This is a genomic window from Streptomyces sp. CB02056 (genome assembly GCF_001905545.1).
Classification (GTDB): Bacteria; Actinomycetota; Actinomycetes; order Streptomycetales; family Streptomycetaceae; genus Kitasatospora.
On sequence record NZ_LIPD01000007.1, the window covers coordinates 366,224 to 381,452 of the forward strand.

15 protein-coding genes and 1 pseudogene are annotated in these 15,229 nt (G+C 72.0%); 12 read left to right on the forward strand and 4 right to left on the reverse strand.

Going from position 1 to position 15,229, the window contains the following annotated elements; genetic code table 11:
- Positions 1 to 58 precede the first annotated feature (58 nt).
- The 6 genes from AMK13_RS20495 to AMK13_RS20520 all read left to right on the forward strand — a co-directional run bounded on the left by AMK13_RS20495 (position 59) and on the right by AMK13_RS20520 (position 6,530).
- Positions 59 to 550 (forward strand): hypothetical protein, encoded by a 492-nt coding sequence (locus AMK13_RS20495; RefSeq protein ID WP_241852966.1) that lies wholly within the window; start codon positions 59 to 61, stop codon positions 548 to 550.
- A complete protein-coding gene (locus AMK13_RS20500) occupies positions 540 to 1,631 on the forward strand; it encodes a peptidoglycan-binding protein (RefSeq protein WP_074003549.1) in 1,092 nt (363 codons plus the stop codon). Before AMK13_RS20495 ends, AMK13_RS20500 begins: the two co-directional genes overlap by 11 nt.
- Positions 1,628 to 2,338: an ABC transporter ATP-binding protein gene (locus AMK13_RS20505; protein ID WP_074003550.1), complete on the forward strand. Its 711-nt coding sequence runs from the start codon at positions 1,628 to 1,630 to the stop codon at positions 2,336 to 2,338. Before AMK13_RS20500 ends, AMK13_RS20505 begins: the two co-directional genes overlap by 4 nt.
- Entirely contained in the window at positions 2,335 to 3,531 is a 1,197-nt protein-coding gene (locus AMK13_RS20510) for an ABC transporter permease (RefSeq protein ID WP_074003551.1), read from the forward strand. The genes AMK13_RS20505 and AMK13_RS20510 overlap by 4 nt, the downstream gene beginning before the upstream one ends.
- Positions 3,532 to 3,675: 144 nt before the next feature.
- On the forward strand, positions 3,676 to 4,068 hold the full coding sequence (locus AMK13_RS20515; protein WP_074003552.1) for a hypothetical protein: 393 nt from the start codon (positions 3,676 to 3,678) through the stop codon (positions 4,066 to 4,068).
- A gap of 5 nt (positions 4,069 to 4,073) precedes the next feature.
- A complete protein-coding gene (locus AMK13_RS20520) occupies positions 4,074 to 6,530 on the forward strand; it encodes a DUF4132 domain-containing protein (protein WP_380717164.1) in 2,457 nt (818 codons plus the stop codon).
- Here AMK13_RS20520 and AMK13_RS45010 read toward each other — a convergent pair.
- Positions 6,527 to 6,761: pseudogene (locus AMK13_RS45010) on the reverse strand (hypothetical protein); the annotation flags it as partial. The gene AMK13_RS20520 and the pseudogene AMK13_RS45010 sit on opposite strands and share 4 nt — an antisense overlap.
- A 366-nt stretch (positions 6,762 to 7,127) precedes the next feature.
- Here AMK13_RS45010 and AMK13_RS20530 point away from each other — a divergent pair.
- The 3 genes from AMK13_RS20530 (at position 7,128) to AMK13_RS41990 (ending at position 9,929) form a co-directional block, all read left to right on the forward strand.
- Positions 7,128 to 7,652 (forward strand): RICIN domain-containing protein, encoded by a 525-nt coding sequence (locus AMK13_RS20530; RefSeq protein WP_143204584.1) that lies wholly within the window; start codon positions 7,128 to 7,130, stop codon positions 7,650 to 7,652.
- 127 nt (positions 7,653 to 7,779) lie between these two features.
- On the forward strand, positions 7,780 to 8,148 hold the full coding sequence (locus tag AMK13_RS43605) for a hypothetical protein (RefSeq protein ID WP_074003555.1): 369 nt from the start codon (positions 7,780 to 7,782) through the stop codon (positions 8,146 to 8,148).
- Between the two features lie 593 nt (positions 8,149 to 8,741).
- Positions 8,742 to 9,929 (forward strand): hypothetical protein, encoded by a 1,188-nt coding sequence (locus AMK13_RS41990; RefSeq protein ID WP_074003556.1) that lies wholly within the window; start codon positions 8,742 to 8,744, stop codon positions 9,927 to 9,929.
- Positions 9,930 to 10,059: 130 nt separating this feature from the next.
- On the opposite strand, the gene AMK13_RS20545 is transcribed toward AMK13_RS41990, so the two are convergent.
- Both AMK13_RS20545 and AMK13_RS20550 read right to left on the reverse strand, forming a co-directional pair.
- Positions 10,060 to 10,521: an SMI1/KNR4 family protein gene (locus AMK13_RS20545; RefSeq protein ID WP_241852967.1), complete on the reverse strand. Its 462-nt coding sequence runs from the start codon at positions 10,519 to 10,521 to the stop codon at positions 10,060 to 10,062.
- 6 nt (positions 10,522 to 10,527) lie between these two features.
- Positions 10,528 to 11,193, reverse strand: a complete 666-nt coding sequence (locus tag AMK13_RS20550; protein WP_241852968.1) for a TetR/AcrR family transcriptional regulator C-terminal domain-containing protein — start codon at positions 11,191 to 11,193, stop codon at positions 10,528 to 10,530.
- A 68-nt stretch (positions 11,194 to 11,261) separates the two neighbouring features.
- On the opposite strand from AMK13_RS20550, the gene AMK13_RS20555 reads away from it, so the two are divergent.
- Positions 11,262 to 12,524 carry a beta-ketoacyl-[acyl-carrier-protein] synthase family protein gene (locus AMK13_RS20555; RefSeq protein WP_074003557.1) on the forward strand — a complete coding sequence of 421 codons (1,263 nt, stop codon included), beginning with the start codon at positions 11,262 to 11,264 and terminating at the stop codon, positions 12,522 to 12,524.
- 43 nt (positions 12,525 to 12,567) lie between these two features.
- On the opposite strand, the gene AMK13_RS20560 is transcribed toward AMK13_RS20555, so the two are convergent.
- Positions 12,568 to 13,572, reverse strand: a complete 1,005-nt coding sequence (locus AMK13_RS20560; protein ID WP_241852969.1) for a S41 family peptidase — start codon at positions 13,570 to 13,572, stop codon at positions 12,568 to 12,570.
- Between the two features lie 256 nt (positions 13,573 to 13,828).
- Between AMK13_RS20560 and AMK13_RS20565 the strand changes: the two genes are divergently transcribed.
- Together AMK13_RS20565 and AMK13_RS20570 are read left to right on the forward strand one after the other, a co-directional pair.
- Entirely contained in the window at positions 13,829 to 14,470 is a 642-nt protein-coding gene (locus tag AMK13_RS20565) for a hypothetical protein (RefSeq protein WP_143204585.1), read from the forward strand.
- A gap of 33 nt (positions 14,471 to 14,503) precedes the next feature.
- Positions 14,504 to 15,079 (forward strand): RICIN domain-containing protein, encoded by a 576-nt coding sequence (locus tag AMK13_RS20570; protein WP_049653595.1) that lies wholly within the window; start codon positions 14,504 to 14,506, stop codon positions 15,077 to 15,079.
- Positions 15,080 to 15,229 lie beyond the last annotated feature (150 nt).

Consider the following 15,229-nt stretch of genomic DNA (forward strand, 5'->3'; position numbering starts at 1 on the left):
TCGGACACGGTGGCCGGCCACTCGCAATCGGACTCGGAGGAATTCCATGCGGAACCACATGCGGAACCACAGGTACGGCGCGGCGGCCGTGCTGGTGGCGGGGATGGCGCTGTTCACCGCGGCCTGTGGCGGAGGCGCCACGGGCTCCGGCGGGGGCGCCGGCTCGGACTCGTCGGGCAGGGGCGCGGCGGCGGACCAGGCCTACGAGCACCGTAAGTGCCTGCGCGAACACGGCGCCCAGGTGAAGGAGCCGGAGCCGGGCCAGGACCCGCGGGGCCTGGTCCTCGAGGGCGGCCAGGACAAGATGGCGGAAGCCCTCAAGGCCTGCGGTGGAGCCGGTGGCGCGGGCGGCGCGAAGATGTCCCAGGCCGACAAGGACAGGGCTCTCAAGTTCGCCCAGTGCATGCGCGGTAACGGTGTGGACATGCCGGACCCGAAGTTCGACGGCGACTCGGCGATGTCGGGACAGGCGATGAAGGTCCCGGAGGGCCCCGACAAGGACAGGTTCGACAAGGCGAACAAGGCGTGCAGTGGTCAGAATGCGGAGTGAGCGCGGGCGGAGCCGCCGAACGTACCTGATCGCCGCGCTGGTCACCTCGGTCTCGCTGGTGGGCGGGGTCACGGCCCTGTCGCAGACCGGCGGCGGCGCGAGCGCCGGCACGGACCGCACGGACGGGCTGCCGCCGAGCACGGGCTCGGTGGAACGGCAGGACCTGAGCAGCCGGACCCGGGTGGACGGGACCCTCGGGTACGCCGAGGAGCGCCGGTTCAACGCCGGTGTGACGGGCACCCTCACCTGGCTCCCGGAGGCCGGCGCGCTGGTGGAGCGCGACGGGGTCCTCTACGAGGTCGACGGCCGGAAGGTCCGGCTCATGGTCGGCGAGCGCCCCGTGTACCGGACGCTGAAGGCCGGCGACAAGGGGCCGGACGTCAGACAGCTGAAGGAGAACCTCCGCGCCCTGGGCCACGGCAAGGGGCTGGCCGCGGACGAGGAGTTCACCCCCGGCACCGTGGAGGCGGTCAAGCGCTGGCAGAAGGCCCACGGTCTGGCCCAGACCGGCGAGATCGGCCCCGAGCAGATCGCCTTCTCGCCCGGTCCGGTGCGGATCAAGAAGAACGACGCGGCCGTCGGCGACCAGGCCGCTCCCGGCAAGCCGGTCCTCACCACCACCGGCTCCGAACGGCAGGTGCAGATCAGGATCGAGGTCTCCCGGGCCGACCTCGCCAAGCCCGGTACCCGGGTCGAGGTCGCTCTGCCCGGCGGCGGCAGGGCCAAGGGCAAGGTCGCCTCCGTCGACCGCACCATCGGTGAGGACGGCAAGGAGCAGGGCTCCCAGGACAAGCCCGCCAAGATCACCGCCCGGGTGGTCTTCGACGACCCGGGGCAGGCCGAGGGCTTCGACCAGGCGCCGGTCACCGTCGAGCTCGAGGGCGAGGTCCGCAAGGGCGTGCTGACGGTACCGGTCAACGCCCTGCTCGCGCTGACCGGCGGGGGCTTCGGCATCCAGGTCGTGGAGAACGGGAAGGTGCGCGAAGTCCCGGTCGAACTCGGCATGTTCGGACAGGGCCGGGTCGAGGTCAGCGGGACCGGCCTGGCCGAGGGAATGAAGGTCGGGGTGCCCACGTCATGAGCGCGGTGGTCGAGTTGAACCAGGTCACCAAGGAGTATCCGGGCGGGGTCGTGGCGCTGCAGGGGGTGGACCTGCGCATCGGAAGCGGCGAACTGCTCGCCATCGTCGGCCCTTCGGGGTCGGGCAAGTCCACCCTGCTGCACATCGTCGGCACCCTGGACCGGCCCAGCGCCGGATCCGTCACCCTGGCGGGCCACGACGTCGCCGCCCTCTCCGACCGCCGGCTGTCCGCCCTGCGCGCCCGGCACATCGGCTTCGTCTTCCAGTCCTTCCACCTGGTGGCCGGGGTCAGCGCCCGGGACAACGTCGCCGAGGGCCTGCTCTACTCGGGCCTGCCGCGCGCCCAGCGCCGCAGGCGCGCGGCCCTGGCCCTGGAGCGGGTCGGGCTCGCGGACCGCATGCACCACCGGCCGCACGAGCTGTCGGGCGGCCAGCGGCAGCGGGTGGCGATCGCCCGGGCGGTGGTCGGCGAGCCGGACCTGCTGCTGGCCGACGAGCCGACCGGCGCGCTGGACTCCGCCTCGAGCGAAGCGGTGATGGAGCTGCTGCACGACCTCAACGCCGACGGTGCCACCATCGCGGTGATCACCCACGACGGCGAGATCGCCGACAGCCTGCCCCGCCAGGTCCGGATCCGCGACGGCCGCGTCGTGGCGGACCTGCGCACCGGCGCCGCCGTCCCGGCCGATCGGGGTGGGGAGCGATGAGCCGCACACGGCTCTCCCCGGCCCGGCTCGGCCCCCGTGACGTCCTCCACGTCGGCTCGGCCGGCCTGCGCACCCGGCCGCTGCGGGTGGTGCTGTCCGCGCTGGGCATCGCCATCGGCATCGCCACCATGATCGCGGTGGTCGGCATCTCCTCCTCCAGCAAGGCCCAACTCCTGCGGCAGCTCGACCGGTTGGGCACCAACCTGCTGGTGGCCTCCCCCGGCCAGGGGCTGTTCGGCGAGAAGGTGAAGCTGCCCGAGGAGTCGGTCGGCATGCTGAGCCGCGTCCCCGGGGTCGAGCAGGTCGGCGCGACCGGTGACCTGGCGCAGTCCGTCCGGCGCAGCGAGAAGATCCCCGACGACGAGACCGGCGGCATCACCGTGAAGGCCGCCACCGAAGGACTGCTGGACGTCGTACGCGGCGCGGTCGGCTCGGGCACCTGGCTCAACGAGGCCAACGGGCGCTACCCGTCGACGGTGCTCGGACACGTCGCGGCCCAGCGCCTGGGCATCACCGCCCCCGGTCAGCAGGTCCACATCGGCGACCGGTACTTCACCGTCATCGGCATCCTCGACCCGCTGCCGCTGGCTCCCGAGATCGAGCGGGCCGCCCTGGTCGGCTGGGACGGCGCCGGCACGCTGCTGGGCTTCGACGGCCACCCGACCCAGATCTACGAACGGTCGACGGACCGGACGGTCAGCGCGGTCCGCGAGCTGATCCCCCGCACCGTCGATCCGCAGAACCCGCACAACGTGCAGGTCACCGACCCCTCCTCGGCGCTCCAGGCCAAGGCCGCCACCGAGGGGGCGTTCACCGACCTCCTGCTCGGGCTGGGCGGGGTGGCGCTCCTGGTCGGCGGCGTCGGGGTCGCCAACACGATGATCATCTCGGTACTGGAGAGGCGCCACGAGATCGGACTGCGCCGCTCCCTGGGCGCCACCAGGGGCCAGATCCGCCTCCAGTTCGTGACGGAGTCCCTCCTGCTCTCCGGACTGGGCGGGCTGGCCGGCGTGGCCCTGGGCGCGGCCGCCACCTACGCCTTCGCCGCCTCGGGCGGCCTGCCCTGGGTGGTCCCCCCGTGGGCCGTCACCGGGGGCTTCGCCGCCACCCTGCTCATCGGCACGGTCGCCGGCCTCTACCCGGCCGTCCGGGCCGCCCGCCTCTCCCCGACCCTCGCCCTCCACGCCGGCTAGCGGGCCGCACGGGTGGGGCACCCCTCCGGGCGCCCCACCCTCCGGTCCGCGGCCTGCCGGCCAAGGCACGGGTGGCTCGGCTCCAGCAATCCCGCGCCACTCTGCCGGACGTCAGTGTCAGAGTGGGCCCGTACTGTTCACGGCATGGCAATCGTGATGTTCGTCGACGAGACGACGGCTGGGGACCGGAGCGACGGGTGGGAACTGGAGGTTCTCGAGGAGAGGCTCACCGTGCGTGAGCTGATCCGGCGCAGGGTGTTCCAGGAGGTCGCCGAGTACAACGCGAAGGCACCACAGGTGTTCCAGGGGCTGGTGCGGCCGCACGATGCCGAGCGGGTGCTGAACGGGTACGCGCTGCGCACGCCGCGCCGGATCGATCCGGAGGCGCAGAGCGAACTGGCGCTCCGGGCGTTCGCGGGCAACGGCTTCCTGGTGCTGGTGGGGGAACGCCAGGTCACCGACGCGGAGGAGGAGGTCGAGCTCGGCCTCGGCACCGAGGTCACGTTCCTGAAGCTCGTTCCGCTGGTGGGGGGATGACGGTGATGGACTTCCAGGAGATCACGGAGCTGGTCCGACAGTACGCAGGAGAGGCGGATGACCTCGCCGTCGAGCTGCTGAAGCTGGGAACAGGGAGGCACAGCGGCTACTGGGAGGGACAGTGGGACGGCGCCTTCGCCGAGTTGCGCGCGCTGCCGTCCGAGGCCCGGACCGCGCTCGCCGACGCGCTGGTCGGGCAGTACCACTCGGCCGAGGCCGGCCCGGTCGCCCGCGGGAACGTTCTGATCCTGCTGGCTGTCGTCGCGCACGGTCTGCCCGGCGACCGGCTCCCGGCGGAGCGCACGGAGAAGCTCGACGAGCTCGGCCACGAGAACTCCGTGGTGCACAGCGGCCGTCACCTGCTCCTCGCCGAGGCCGAGCTCGGGGCCGGCCGCCCCCTCACTCCCGAGGTCGTGGCCGTCTACCGGCGCTCGGCCCTGGACACCTACGGCAGGAAGCCGCTCGTCGAGTTCGCCGGCACGCTCACCGAGCCCGTCCTCAACGTCGGTGAGGAATGGGCCGAGCAGGCCCTGCGGGACACCCTGGACGACCCCGACTGGCAGGCACTCCTGCGGCACGCGACGACCGCCACAGCCGCCAAGCCCTCCCGCCCGTGGGAGCAGCGGGCCGAACGCCTGATCCTCCCCCTCGGTGCCGACCGCGTCCGGACCACCCTGCTGCCCTGGCTCGCCCTCGTCGGCCGCCGCACCTTCGCGCTGAACCATGAACTCCTCGGGTCCGACGGACACAGCGCCTACGACCCGTACAACGCCAACGCCCTGCGCGGACTGACCTGGATGCTCGCCCTGCTGCCGGCCCATCCGGACACCGCCCGCGCCCTCGGCACGCTGGTCGAGACCTCCCTCAGGAAGATCCCCGGGCTCGGCCCGCGCAACCCGAAGGTCGCCAACGCCGCCACGACCGCGCTCTCCCGCATCGACGGCGAAGCGGCCCTCGCCGAACTCGCCCGCCTGGCCACCCGCGTGACGTACAAGGGCACGCTCAAGCTGCTCGACACCGCGCTCCGGACCCGGGCCGAGGCGCTGGGCCTGTCCCGCGAGGAGGTCGAGGAGATCGCCGTCCCCGCCTACGGGCTGACCGAGATCGGCCGGGCCGAGCCGCGTCTGGGCGAGGCCACGGCAGTCCTGGAGGTCCGGGGCACCAGGGTGTTCCTCGGCTGGCGCAACGCCGCGGGCAAGGAGGTCAAGAGCGTGCCCGCCGCCGTCAAGCGCGACCACGCCGAGCAGCTCAAGGAGCTGAAGACAGCGGTCAAGGACATCGACAAGATGCTCTCCGCCCAGAGCGAGCGTCTGGACCGGCAGTTCCTCGGCCGCCGCACCTGGCCGTACACCGCCTGGCGCGAGCGGTACCTCGACCACCCCCTGGTCGGCACCCTGGCCCGACGGCTGCTGTGGACGGTCGACGGCACGACCGTCGGATTCGCGGACGGCGAGCTGCGCACCCTCACCGACGACCCGGTGCGCGAAGGGGCCGAGGTCCGGCTCTGGCACCCGGTGGGCCACGAGCCCGCCCAGGTCGTGGCCTGGCGTGACTGGCTGGAGCGGCACGAGATCACCCAGCCGTTCAAGCAGGCCCACCGCGAGGTGTACCTGCTGACCGACGCCGAGCGCGCGACGGGGACGTACTCCAACCGTTTCGCCGCGCACGTCCTGCGCCAGCACCAGTTCCACTCCCTGACGTCGGCCCGGGGGTGGCGCAACAAGCTGCGCCTGATGGTCGACGACTCGGCCCCGCCCGCCACCCGTGCGCTGCCGCAGTGGGGGTTGCGCGCCGAGTACTGGATCCACGGGGAAGGCGACGAGTACGGGGACGACACCACCGAGTCGGGCAGTTACCTGCGTCTGGCCACCGACCAGGTCCGCTTCTACCCGATCGACGCGCCGGAGAACGCGGCGGACTGCTACGGCAGTGAGTACCGCATGTGGTCGGCGGCCGGCGCCGGGCCGGTGGAGCCCGTCCAGCTCGCCGAGGTCCCGCCGCTCGTGCTGTCCGAAGTCCTGCGCGACGTGGACCTGTTCGTGGGCGTGGCCAGCATCGGCAACGACCCGGCCTGGCAGGACGGCGGACCGGAGGGCCGCTTCAGGGACTACTGGAGGTCGTACGGCTTCGGTGAGCTCGGCCAGGGTGCCGAGACGCGCCGCATGCTGCTGGAGCGGCTCGTGCCCCGGCTGGCGATAGCCGACCGCTGCACCCTTGAGGGCCGCTTCCTCCACGTGAAGGGCGAGCGCCACACGTACAAGATCCACCTCGGCTCGGGGAACATCCTGATGACGCCGAACGACCAGTACCTGTGCATCGTCCCGAAGTCCGCCGCGGCCGCCCCGCAGACCGGCTACCTCCCCTTCGAGGGCGACCGCCTGCTGGCCGTGATCCTCAGCAAGGCGATGATGCTGGCCGAGGACACGAAGATCACGGACCCGACGATCCTGAGCCAGCTCTAGCACTGCGAGTTCGTTCGCCGGGTTGCTTGATCACGCGGCGAGGAGGGCCTGCCGCCCCGGCGCAGGCCCTTCTCGCCGCGGATGCGGGCTCGCCCCTTGTGTTTGGGCGGCCGGGACGTCGTGGTGGCGGGCGTTGGCGTCACGCCACCGTAGACAGGCGGGCAGCACACGGCTCCGGACCGTGTGGTTCGGGTGACTGGAGTTCGCCAGGGCGAACTGACGCAGTGCGCCCTCACCGGATGATCGGCGGCGTGCGGCGCCACCACGTGTGCCGGGGTCCAACGGGGTCTACTCAGGGCGCTGATCGCGCGCCACGCATACGGCTGCCGCCTGCACCGCCTCTTACTCCCGCTGGTTCGGTCCACTTTGCATCCCACGGGGATTAGGTGTCATTCCGAAACGTAAGCAAAGGACTTGTCACGTTGGCCTGATTGCGCCTTGGGATTCCCTTGAGTTCCCGGAGAGACTGCCCATGGCCCGGCAAGTCCCGTGCTCGATGAGGCGGCTACGAAGGACGGTTCCGCGGTGCCGGAAGGGCACCGGACGGGTTCCGCGGGCGTGCCGGGCGGGCGGATTTCCTTCCGAAAGGGGTACGTCATGAAGAGACTCACGGCGGTACTGGCAGTATTCGGTTCAGGGGCACTGGCGGTCCTCGGCGTTCCCGGCACGACCGCTGCCGCTCCGGCGGCTGTGTCGTCCTGGACCCCGTACAACATCCAGAACTACAACAGTGAGCGGTGCATTCTCGGGCCCGGCCATGGAAGCGAGACCGGCCTCGCACAGGTGGAGTGTGCCGGGTATGCGGACCAGAAGTGGGAGAAGCACCAGTACCTCGGCGAGAACTATTACTTCCTCGCCAACGTGAACAGTCGGCTCTGCCTGCTCGCACGATCCCAACAAGAGGCACGCCAGATAGACTGCGGGGCCGCCGGAGCGGATGCCGACTGGTACATCGACACCATCAATGCGGCCGACCCGCAGTGGAAGCGTCTCGTGAACAGGGCGACAGGCACGTGTCTGGTCCCCCAGAACACGAACCTGAACGTCCCGATCCTGCAGGCCACCTGCGACTACAGCACCAACCCTCCTGCCGATCAGCGGTGGCGATTCATCAACTTCTAGGATCCGAGCCCTGTTTCGCGTCGAGGCAGGGCTTTCCTCCCGGTACTGCGGTGCCGGGTCCAGGAGAGGACGACGAGCGATGCGCACTGGATCATCCCGAACAGCCCTCCGTCAGTGGTCAACCAGGTTGAAGAGCGGCCTGGCCGCGGCGGGACTGGTGGCGGTGTCCTCGGTCGGGCTGCTGTCCGCTCCGGCCCAGGCGGAGTCCATGCAGTGCACCGAACTGGTGTGTCTGTTCGTCACCGGCGGCCCTGACGGGTACGCAACGCATGCCTACAAGCGCAGTTCGGCCGCCGGCGCCTCCACCTTCGAGGGCTTCTTCGCTTTCAGCGGCCCGGGGCTCCACGCCGACACCGAGACCAAGCGGTGGTACGACTTCGAGAACACGAGTACCTTCGGCGGCCGTGGCGCGGGCCTCGTGTGCGTCCAGATGATGTACAAGCATCCGGACGGGAGCTTCGGCTACGGCTCCCAGCGGTGTGACCGGGTCTACTGAGCCTCGGGGCCCAGGTGCTCGCCCGGCGTCCCGCAGGGAGGCGCCGGGCGCGCGCGTTCCGGAACCGGTGGCGTCGAGACTTGACCCGGCCATCGATGAGGCTCAGAGACCGGAGGAGGCTCCGGTGCTCCGGCTGACATAGGACCTCCATACGGCGGTGGGGCGCGGTGGCGGTGACAGCCTGCCCGTCGCCCCTGGTGCCGGGGGCGCCGAAGGTGAACTCACCGCCGTGCTTGGGCGGATGGCCCCCGGCAGGGTTGGTCAGGGCGAACTCGCGCAGGCAGTTGGATGGCGGTGGCGGCAGCCGGATCAGCGCCGGCTCCGGTCGCACCGCGTCCAGGACCTGCGCGAACGCGTCGCGGGCCGGGGAGTTGGACGCCGCCCTCGGTCCAGGGGTGGGGGCGGGAGCGGGGCCGCGAAAAATTTCTTCGAACCCGGCTGCAACCCCCCGGCGGGATGGACGTCTATCAGGGTGAGAGGCGGGGAGAGCGAGCCGGCGGAGCCGGGGGGCTCGGGCCGACTCCTCGGGGCGTGACAGTAGGCGCCCGCTCATTCGATCACCACCATCACCATGTCCTTGGGGGGACTGTCACATGAACGCGTCCGTTATCGCCCGTATTGCGAAGATCGTCCCGCTGGCCGTTGTCGCCGCCGTCGGCGTCACCGCCTGCGGCCCGACCGAGGGCGGGGCCTCCGTCGCCGCCTCCGCTCCCGCCTCCGCCCCGGCCGCTGCCTCCTCGGCCACCCCCGGCGCGGGCGCCGTCCCGGCCGTCCCCGCCCCGGCCGCGCCGACCGCCGAGGCGGCCCCGACCGCCGCCGCCCCGGCCGGGCAGGCCCCCGCCGCCGGGGCCGCGACGGCCAAGACCGACGTCAAGGCCGCCGCGAAGGCCGCGGCCAAGCCCACCGCGCCGAAGGCCCCCGCCCCCTCCGGCGGAAGCGGTATCGGCATCACCTTCGGCGGCCTGAGCGAGGGCGGGAAGATCGGGCTGAACGACCTGGTCCCCTTCACCGTCACCTGGAAGAACAACGACACCACCGGCACCCGCAGCGTGGCCCCGGTGGTGGCCACCCAGCAGTACGAGGGCGCGCCCTGCACCACGGTGCTCGCGATGGCGGACGGCACCCTGGAGCGCAAGGACGCCTCCGGCTGGAAGACGCTGGACCACCTCAGCCAGGGCGGCGGGATGGACTACGCGGGTACCGCCGACGACGCGGCCTTCACCCTGGCCGCCGGCGAGAGCCGGACCATCGAGTTCCGGATGCGGTTGTCCCTGGCCAACCGCCCGGGGCAGATCACGATCGAGGCGGACGCCCCCGTGCCGCACTCCAAGAACTACCTGGACATGGCGAAGGCCGAGCTGAACGCCACGGTCGTCGACAGCCACAGCCCGGAGATGCTCTCGGTGATGCCGCCGGCCAAGGGCGTGATCACCACGGACCCGATCCCGTTCAGCTTCCGGGTCTCCTCGCCGGACGGCACCGCGGGCCTGCGCCCCCGGGTGACCGTCTGGAGCTCCGAGGGGCCGACCCCGAACGACGTCACGGTGGAGGCCCGGGTCGGCGACGTGTGGAAGCCGGTCGAACTGAAGGACGAGTGCGGCCTGGTCACGGTCGACCCGAACGTGCCGGGCGTCCGTGACGGCAACACGGTCGAGTACACCTTCCGGGCCACGTTCAAGGAGGCCCCGAAGTACGGCGCCGACGTGGACATCCGGGTGAGCGCGGAGTCGAACGGCCACCAGTCCGTCCAGCGGTCCGTCTTCCTGCGCGACGCGCGCTGACACCGCACACCCGCGCACCCGCACACCCGCACACCCGCACCACCGTCCCGGCCTCCCACCACTCGGGAGGCCGGGGCGGTGGCATTGGGGAAGAAGCGCCGGGACGCCGATGTCCCGGTGAGCCGGAGGGCTACCGGTACCAGTCGTCTCCGCCGTCGGCGAGTGAGCGTCCGAGGTAGTCCCGGAGACCGCCGGCCACCCAGCGGCGGCTGTCGGTCTCGTGCTCCCAGACGAAGACGTCCGGCCTCCGCGGTGTCCGCACGAAGGCGAACTGGTCGCCGCCACCGTTGTCCCCGAAGAACAGGAGTGCGTCGAACGGCATATACGGCCGGGCGAAGGAACCGTCCGTACGGAAGTGGAGGTTCTGCTCGGCGATCTGCTCGACGGGCCGGACCATGTCCACGCTGGTCCGCCCGACGATTCCGTTGCTCTCCAGCAGCAACTGCCTGAGCTCGGACGGTAGTTCCTCCCCCAGCTTGCGCTCGGCCTCCGCCAGGACCGACGCGTCGGCGGGCTCCGCGAAGCCGGCGTCGGGGAAGGCCTCGCGGGCCGCTTGTCTCCATATGGTCCGGAGGCGTAGCCGTCCCGACACGCCCGCTCAGCCGGGACCGGGCTCGTCGTGGATGGTCAGTGATCCGGCGAGGTCGAGGTCGGCGACGGTGCCGTGTGCTCCGGCGCGGACGAGCAGCACGGCGCCGAGCGCGGTGCTCCAGAACGTCCGGGCCTCCACGGCGAGCGGTCGGCGGGCCGCCCAGCCGCGGCTGTCGACGAGTTGGCCGACGAAGCGTTCGGACTGCCGGAACAGCAGCTGGAGGTGCCGGTCGACCACGGGGGCGAGTTCGGGCTTGGAGATCCCGGCGGCGAGTGCCCGCGTGACGGACGGGAGCGAGGGCATGGCCAGGACAGCGCGGGCGATGTTGCGCCGGAACGTCGCCGCGTCGGGGGCCTGGCGGCCGATGCGCTCGATCCGTCGGGCGTCGTGCAGCAGGCCGAGGAAGGCGGCGTGCACGAGCAGTGAGTCCTTGGAACCAAAGTGGTAGGTGACCTGGTTGGGGAAGACGCCTGCCGCGCCCGCGATCTCCGCGACGCTCAGCTCGGCGCCGGGCCGCTCCTTGCAGAGCTCCGCGGTCGCCTCGATCAGCCGGGTCCTCGTCGCGCGACCGCGGTCCCGCGAGCGGCCCGGGGCCGGTCGGGCTCCGGTTCGCTTCTTCTCCACGCGCTCCGTCTCCTCCACGCGCCCCTTCTCCACTCGCTCGTTCTCCATCCCGGAATTGTATGTGATACAACTTGCCCCGCATTCACTTGTATCGCATACAAGAAAGGCTGAGGAGCATGCACCGGACCGAAGTCGTCGTGACCGGACTCGGCGCGATCACCCCGCTCGGGGCCGACGTGGCGTCCACCTGGGAAGCCCTGCTCGCCGGAGAGTCGGGCATCCGCGGGGGCGTCCTGCGCGCCCACGAGGGACTCGGCCTCCCCGACACCGTCGCGGGGACGATGGCGGTGGACCCCGCCACGTTGCTGCCGCCGGTACAGGCGAGGCGGCTCGACCGCTCGCAGCAGGCAGCCCTCGCCGCGGCGGCCCAAGCCTGGGCCGACGCCGGAGCCCCGGAGGTGGACCCGGACCGGCTCGTTTCCGCGATCGGCACGGGCATCGGCGGCGTGGGCACGCTGCTGAGGGAGGACGACGTCCTGGAGACGGCCGGAGCCCGGCGCGTCTCTCCCCGTACGGTGCCGATGCTCATGCCCAATGCGGCGGCGGCACTGATCAGCATCGAGTACGGCGCGCGGGCCGGGGTCTACACACCCGTCTCGGCCTGCTCCTCCGGGGCCGAGGCGATCGCCCTGGCGGCCCGTCTCATCCGGGCCGGCGAGGCGGACGTGGTCATCGCGGGCGGCACCGAGGCCGCGACCACCCCGATCACCGTCGCCGGGTTCGCCCGGGCCCAGGCACTGTCGGGGCACACCGCCGATCCCGCCTCGGCGTCCCGGCCGTTCGCGGCGGACCGCAGCGGATTCGTCCTCAGCGAAGGCGCCGCCGTCCTGGTGCTCGAAAGCGCCGAGCACGCCGCCGCCCGGGGCGCGCACGTCCACGCGGTGCTCGCGGGCGCCGGCATCGCCGCCGACGCCCACCACATCACGGCGCCCGCCCCCGACGGTGCCGGTCAGGTCTCCGCCATGCGCAAGGCCCTCGCCCAAGCCGGTCTGACCCCCGGGCAGATCGGCCACATCAACGCCCACGCCACCGGAACGCCGGTCGGCGACGCCGCCGAGGCGCACGCGATCAGGGAGGTCTTCGGCCGCGCCACCGTCACGGCCCCCAAGGCCGCTCTCGGCCACCTCTTCGGCGCCGCCGGCGCGATCGAGGCGCTCATCGCCGTCCTCAGCGTGGAGCACGGTGTCATCCCGCCGACCCGCAACCTCACCGCGGCCGGCATCGGCCCCGACATCGGCCTCGACATCGTCGCGGAGCGACGGGACGTCCCCCAGGAGGCCGTGCTCAGCAACTCCTTCGGCTTCGGCGGGCAGAACGTCTCCCTCGTCGTCACCGGCGCACGGCACCGCGCGTCCCGTACGGCCCCGGCCGCACCATGACGGACACGGACGATCGCTCCGGCCACCACGGGACAACGGGGTACTACGGGGTGCTCCGGCAGGACGCCTGCCGCCCGAGCCAGCCGGTCGCGGCGGCGAGTGACGGATCCCCCTCCTTACGGGTGTCCACGGGCTCGTCCGGCTCGATCGGCCCCGCGTGGATCCGGCCCGTGCGGTCCGCCTCGGCGGCGCCCGTGAGCAGGACGACCGCACCGTCCGACAACCGGTGCGCGGCGTTGCCGGTGGGCACCCCGTAGGTGCGCGCGCCGAAGCTACGGGTGTCCGGGCGGCCGATGAACGCGATGGCGACGGCCTCGCCCGCGCTGCCCGTCCCCGGGCCGGTGAGGACGGCGACGGGCGCGCCCGGCCACGCGTCCGCGCCGGCCCCGGGGGGCTCCGCCTGCGGGGCCCCGTCCAGGAACGGCACGCCCCCGCGCACCGACCAGACGCTGCGGGTGCCGTCCGCCGTGACGAAGGCCCCCACCGGACCGTCCCCGAGCAGCGGAGCCGCCACGGCCAGCGGCGCCCACATCCCGCCGCCGCTCTCCCGGCGGAGGTCCACCACCCAGCCGCAGGCGCTCGCCCCGGCGACGGCGGAGCGGCCGCGGGCGACGTACTCGGCGTAGGTGCGCTCCGAGCCGTTCACCGCCGGAAGGTTCAACCTGGCGATGCCGCCGGGAAGTTGTTCGACCGTCGGGGCGTCGACCGTCACGGGGTCGGCGTCCACGGCCGCCGCCTCGCCGGGCGGGTAGAACCGGCTGTGGCCGTCCCCAAGCGCCGCCACCGCGCCGCCGACCGCCCGATGGGTGTCGGCCGTCGTCCGCGCCCCGGCCGCCCGTGCGAACGCCTCGCCCCGCAGCTTCGGCCAGTCCACCGTCGCGGTGTTCAACGACTCCCGCTGCAACAGGTCCAGCGCCTCCGACAGGTAGCCGTGCGCCTGCGCCGACATCCCCCCGGACTCCCCGGATCCCCCGGAACCTCCCGAAGCGCACCCCGCGACCAGCGCCACCGTGCCCGCCACCACCACGGCGATTCGCGCCGCTCTCATCCGCACTCCTCCCCCGGTTCGTACAGCTCCCATTCCTACCCCACGAACCGGCAAGCAGCGACGGCCGGGAGCCCCGCCTCGACCGCCGCTGCCGATCCCCGATGCCGTCCCGCAGGCCCGCCGGGTCCCGCCCGGCCGAAAACCATCGTGTGCGCAGGGCCCCCCTAGATATCTCGGATGGACAGGGCGTCAGGCCGCGCGCGAGGCTTCCGGGAGGTCGGACCGGAACCATTCCCCCTACCGGAGGGATCTCCTCATGACAGCATCACCCAGGCGTCGACGGACCGTCTTCACCTCGGGGTTGGCCGCCCTCTTCGCCGTCGCCGGGTTGGGCCTCACCGCCGCCCCCGCGCAGGCCGACGCACCGCCACGCGCCACCTGCAACCCCGAGATCGAGCCGGTCTGGGACGACATCGTGACGGCCACCGTCACCCCGGTGGTCACCGAGTTCACGTCCTTCAACGTCGTCCCCGGGACGACGGGGCAGCAGCAGCAACGGCTCTCCCAGGTGACGATGATCACCACCAAGATCAACAACAGTGCCGATTTCAACCTCAGCTACAGCTCCGCCCTGGCGCAGGTCAGCTTCAAGACCGGATTCCAGGTCGAGACCAGCCGGGCCAACACCCGGACCACGGACACCTCCCGGACGGTGAACATCAACGCGCCGGGCAACTACGGGATCTTCCGCGGGTTCCTGCGCGTCGACGGCGAGTGGACCCGCTACCTGTGCGCCCGCTCGGGCCAGGGCACCGGGTACTGGATCAAAGCCAACCCGAACGGCACCGGCTACTACACGACTTACGGGGCAGCGAGCGAGGGCGTGGTGCTCTGCTCGTACCCCGAGCCGGCGGGGACCGTCCGCGAGGCGGCCCGCCTCGAACTCTGCAAGCACTGACCCGTGACCGCGTCCCACCCAGGAGGGAAGAACATGGCGAAGTCCGGCAAGCGCTCCACCCACCGACTCGGAGCCGTGCTCGGCAGCGTCGCCTTCGTCGGCTCACTGCTGACCGTAGCGGCGCCGGCCGCGCACGCGGCGAATCCGCTGGACGGCTTCACCTGCGAGAGCGGCGGGTACCGCATCTTCACCCCGTACACCTATGCGAGCGACCGGATGGTGCTCGGCTGGTCCCAGGCGTCGTGGGACAACGGCTCGATCATCCAGGAGCCGTGGCAGGACGCCGCCGACCGGCAGTGGACACTGTGCGAAGAGAACAATCCGACCCGGACCGACGGCAAGTACTACAAGCTGATGGACCATGCGCGCCACTGGTGCCTCGGCATCGACCGGGCCATGACCGACGACGGCAACTGGCTGATCGACGAGCCCTGCAACTACTCGCAGAGCGAGATCTTCTTCATCCAGCCGGTGCCGGGCACCAACCTGAAGGCGATCATGGCCAAGCACAGCAACCGCTGGCTCTCGGTGGACGGCTCCAACTCCGGATCCCACGTCACCCAGGGCTCCTTCAAGGCCGACCTGTTCGAGCTCCACAAGGTCTGGTAGGCACCCGCCCGAGCGCCCGTGGGGGCCTTCCGGCAACGGACCCCGACCGGAAGGCCCCCACCGGCTGCCGCTCCCTGGTGGGGCCGCCGCGGATGCCGGCGACGGGGAGGTCCAGGCGGCCACGCTCGCTCACCTGCCGGGGTGTTCGAC

What these genes read in the sequence shown, in the direction of transcription:
- AMK13_RS20495 (WP_241852966.1), top strand. Translation starts at nt 59, where the DNA reads ATGCGGAACCACAGGTACGGCGCGGCGGCCGTGCTGGTGGCGGGGATG.
- AMK13_RS20500 (WP_074003549.1), top strand. Translation starts at nt 540, where the DNA reads ATGCGGAGTGAGCGCGGGCGGAGCCGCCGAACGTACCTGATCGCCGCG.
- AMK13_RS20505 (WP_074003550.1), top strand. Translation starts at nt 1,628, where the DNA reads ATGAGCGCGGTGGTCGAGTTGAACCAGGTCACCAAGGAGTATCCGGGC.
- AMK13_RS20510 (WP_074003551.1), top strand. Translation starts at nt 2,335, where the DNA reads ATGAGCCGCACACGGCTCTCCCCGGCCCGGCTCGGCCCCCGTGACGTC.
- AMK13_RS20515 (WP_074003552.1), top strand. Translation starts at nt 3,676, where the DNA reads ATGGCAATCGTGATGTTCGTCGACGAGACGACGGCTGGGGACCGGAGC.
- AMK13_RS20520 (WP_380717164.1), top strand. Translation starts at nt 4,074, where the DNA reads ATGGACTTCCAGGAGATCACGGAGCTGGTCCGACAGTACGCAGGAGAG.
- AMK13_RS20530 (WP_143204584.1), top strand. Translation starts at nt 7,128, where the DNA reads ATGAAGAGACTCACGGCGGTACTGGCAGTATTCGGTTCAGGGGCACTG.
- AMK13_RS41990 (WP_074003556.1), top strand. Translation starts at nt 8,742, where the DNA reads ATGAACGCGTCCGTTATCGCCCGTATTGCGAAGATCGTCCCGCTGGCC.
- AMK13_RS20550 (WP_241852968.1), bottom strand. Translation starts at nt 11,193, where the DNA reads ATGGAGAACGAGCGAGTGGAGAAGGGGCGCGTGGAGGAGACGGAGCGC.
- AMK13_RS20555 (WP_074003557.1), top strand. Translation starts at nt 11,262, where the DNA reads ATGCACCGGACCGAAGTCGTCGTGACCGGACTCGGCGCGATCACCCCG.
- AMK13_RS20560 (WP_241852969.1), bottom strand. Translation starts at nt 13,572, where the DNA reads ATGAGAGCGGCGCGAATCGCCGTGGTGGTGGCGGGCACGGTGGCGCTG.
- AMK13_RS20565 (WP_143204585.1), top strand. Translation starts at nt 13,829, where the DNA reads ATGACAGCATCACCCAGGCGTCGACGGACCGTCTTCACCTCGGGGTTG.
- AMK13_RS20570 (WP_049653595.1), top strand. Translation starts at nt 14,504, where the DNA reads ATGGCGAAGTCCGGCAAGCGCTCCACCCACCGACTCGGAGCCGTGCTC.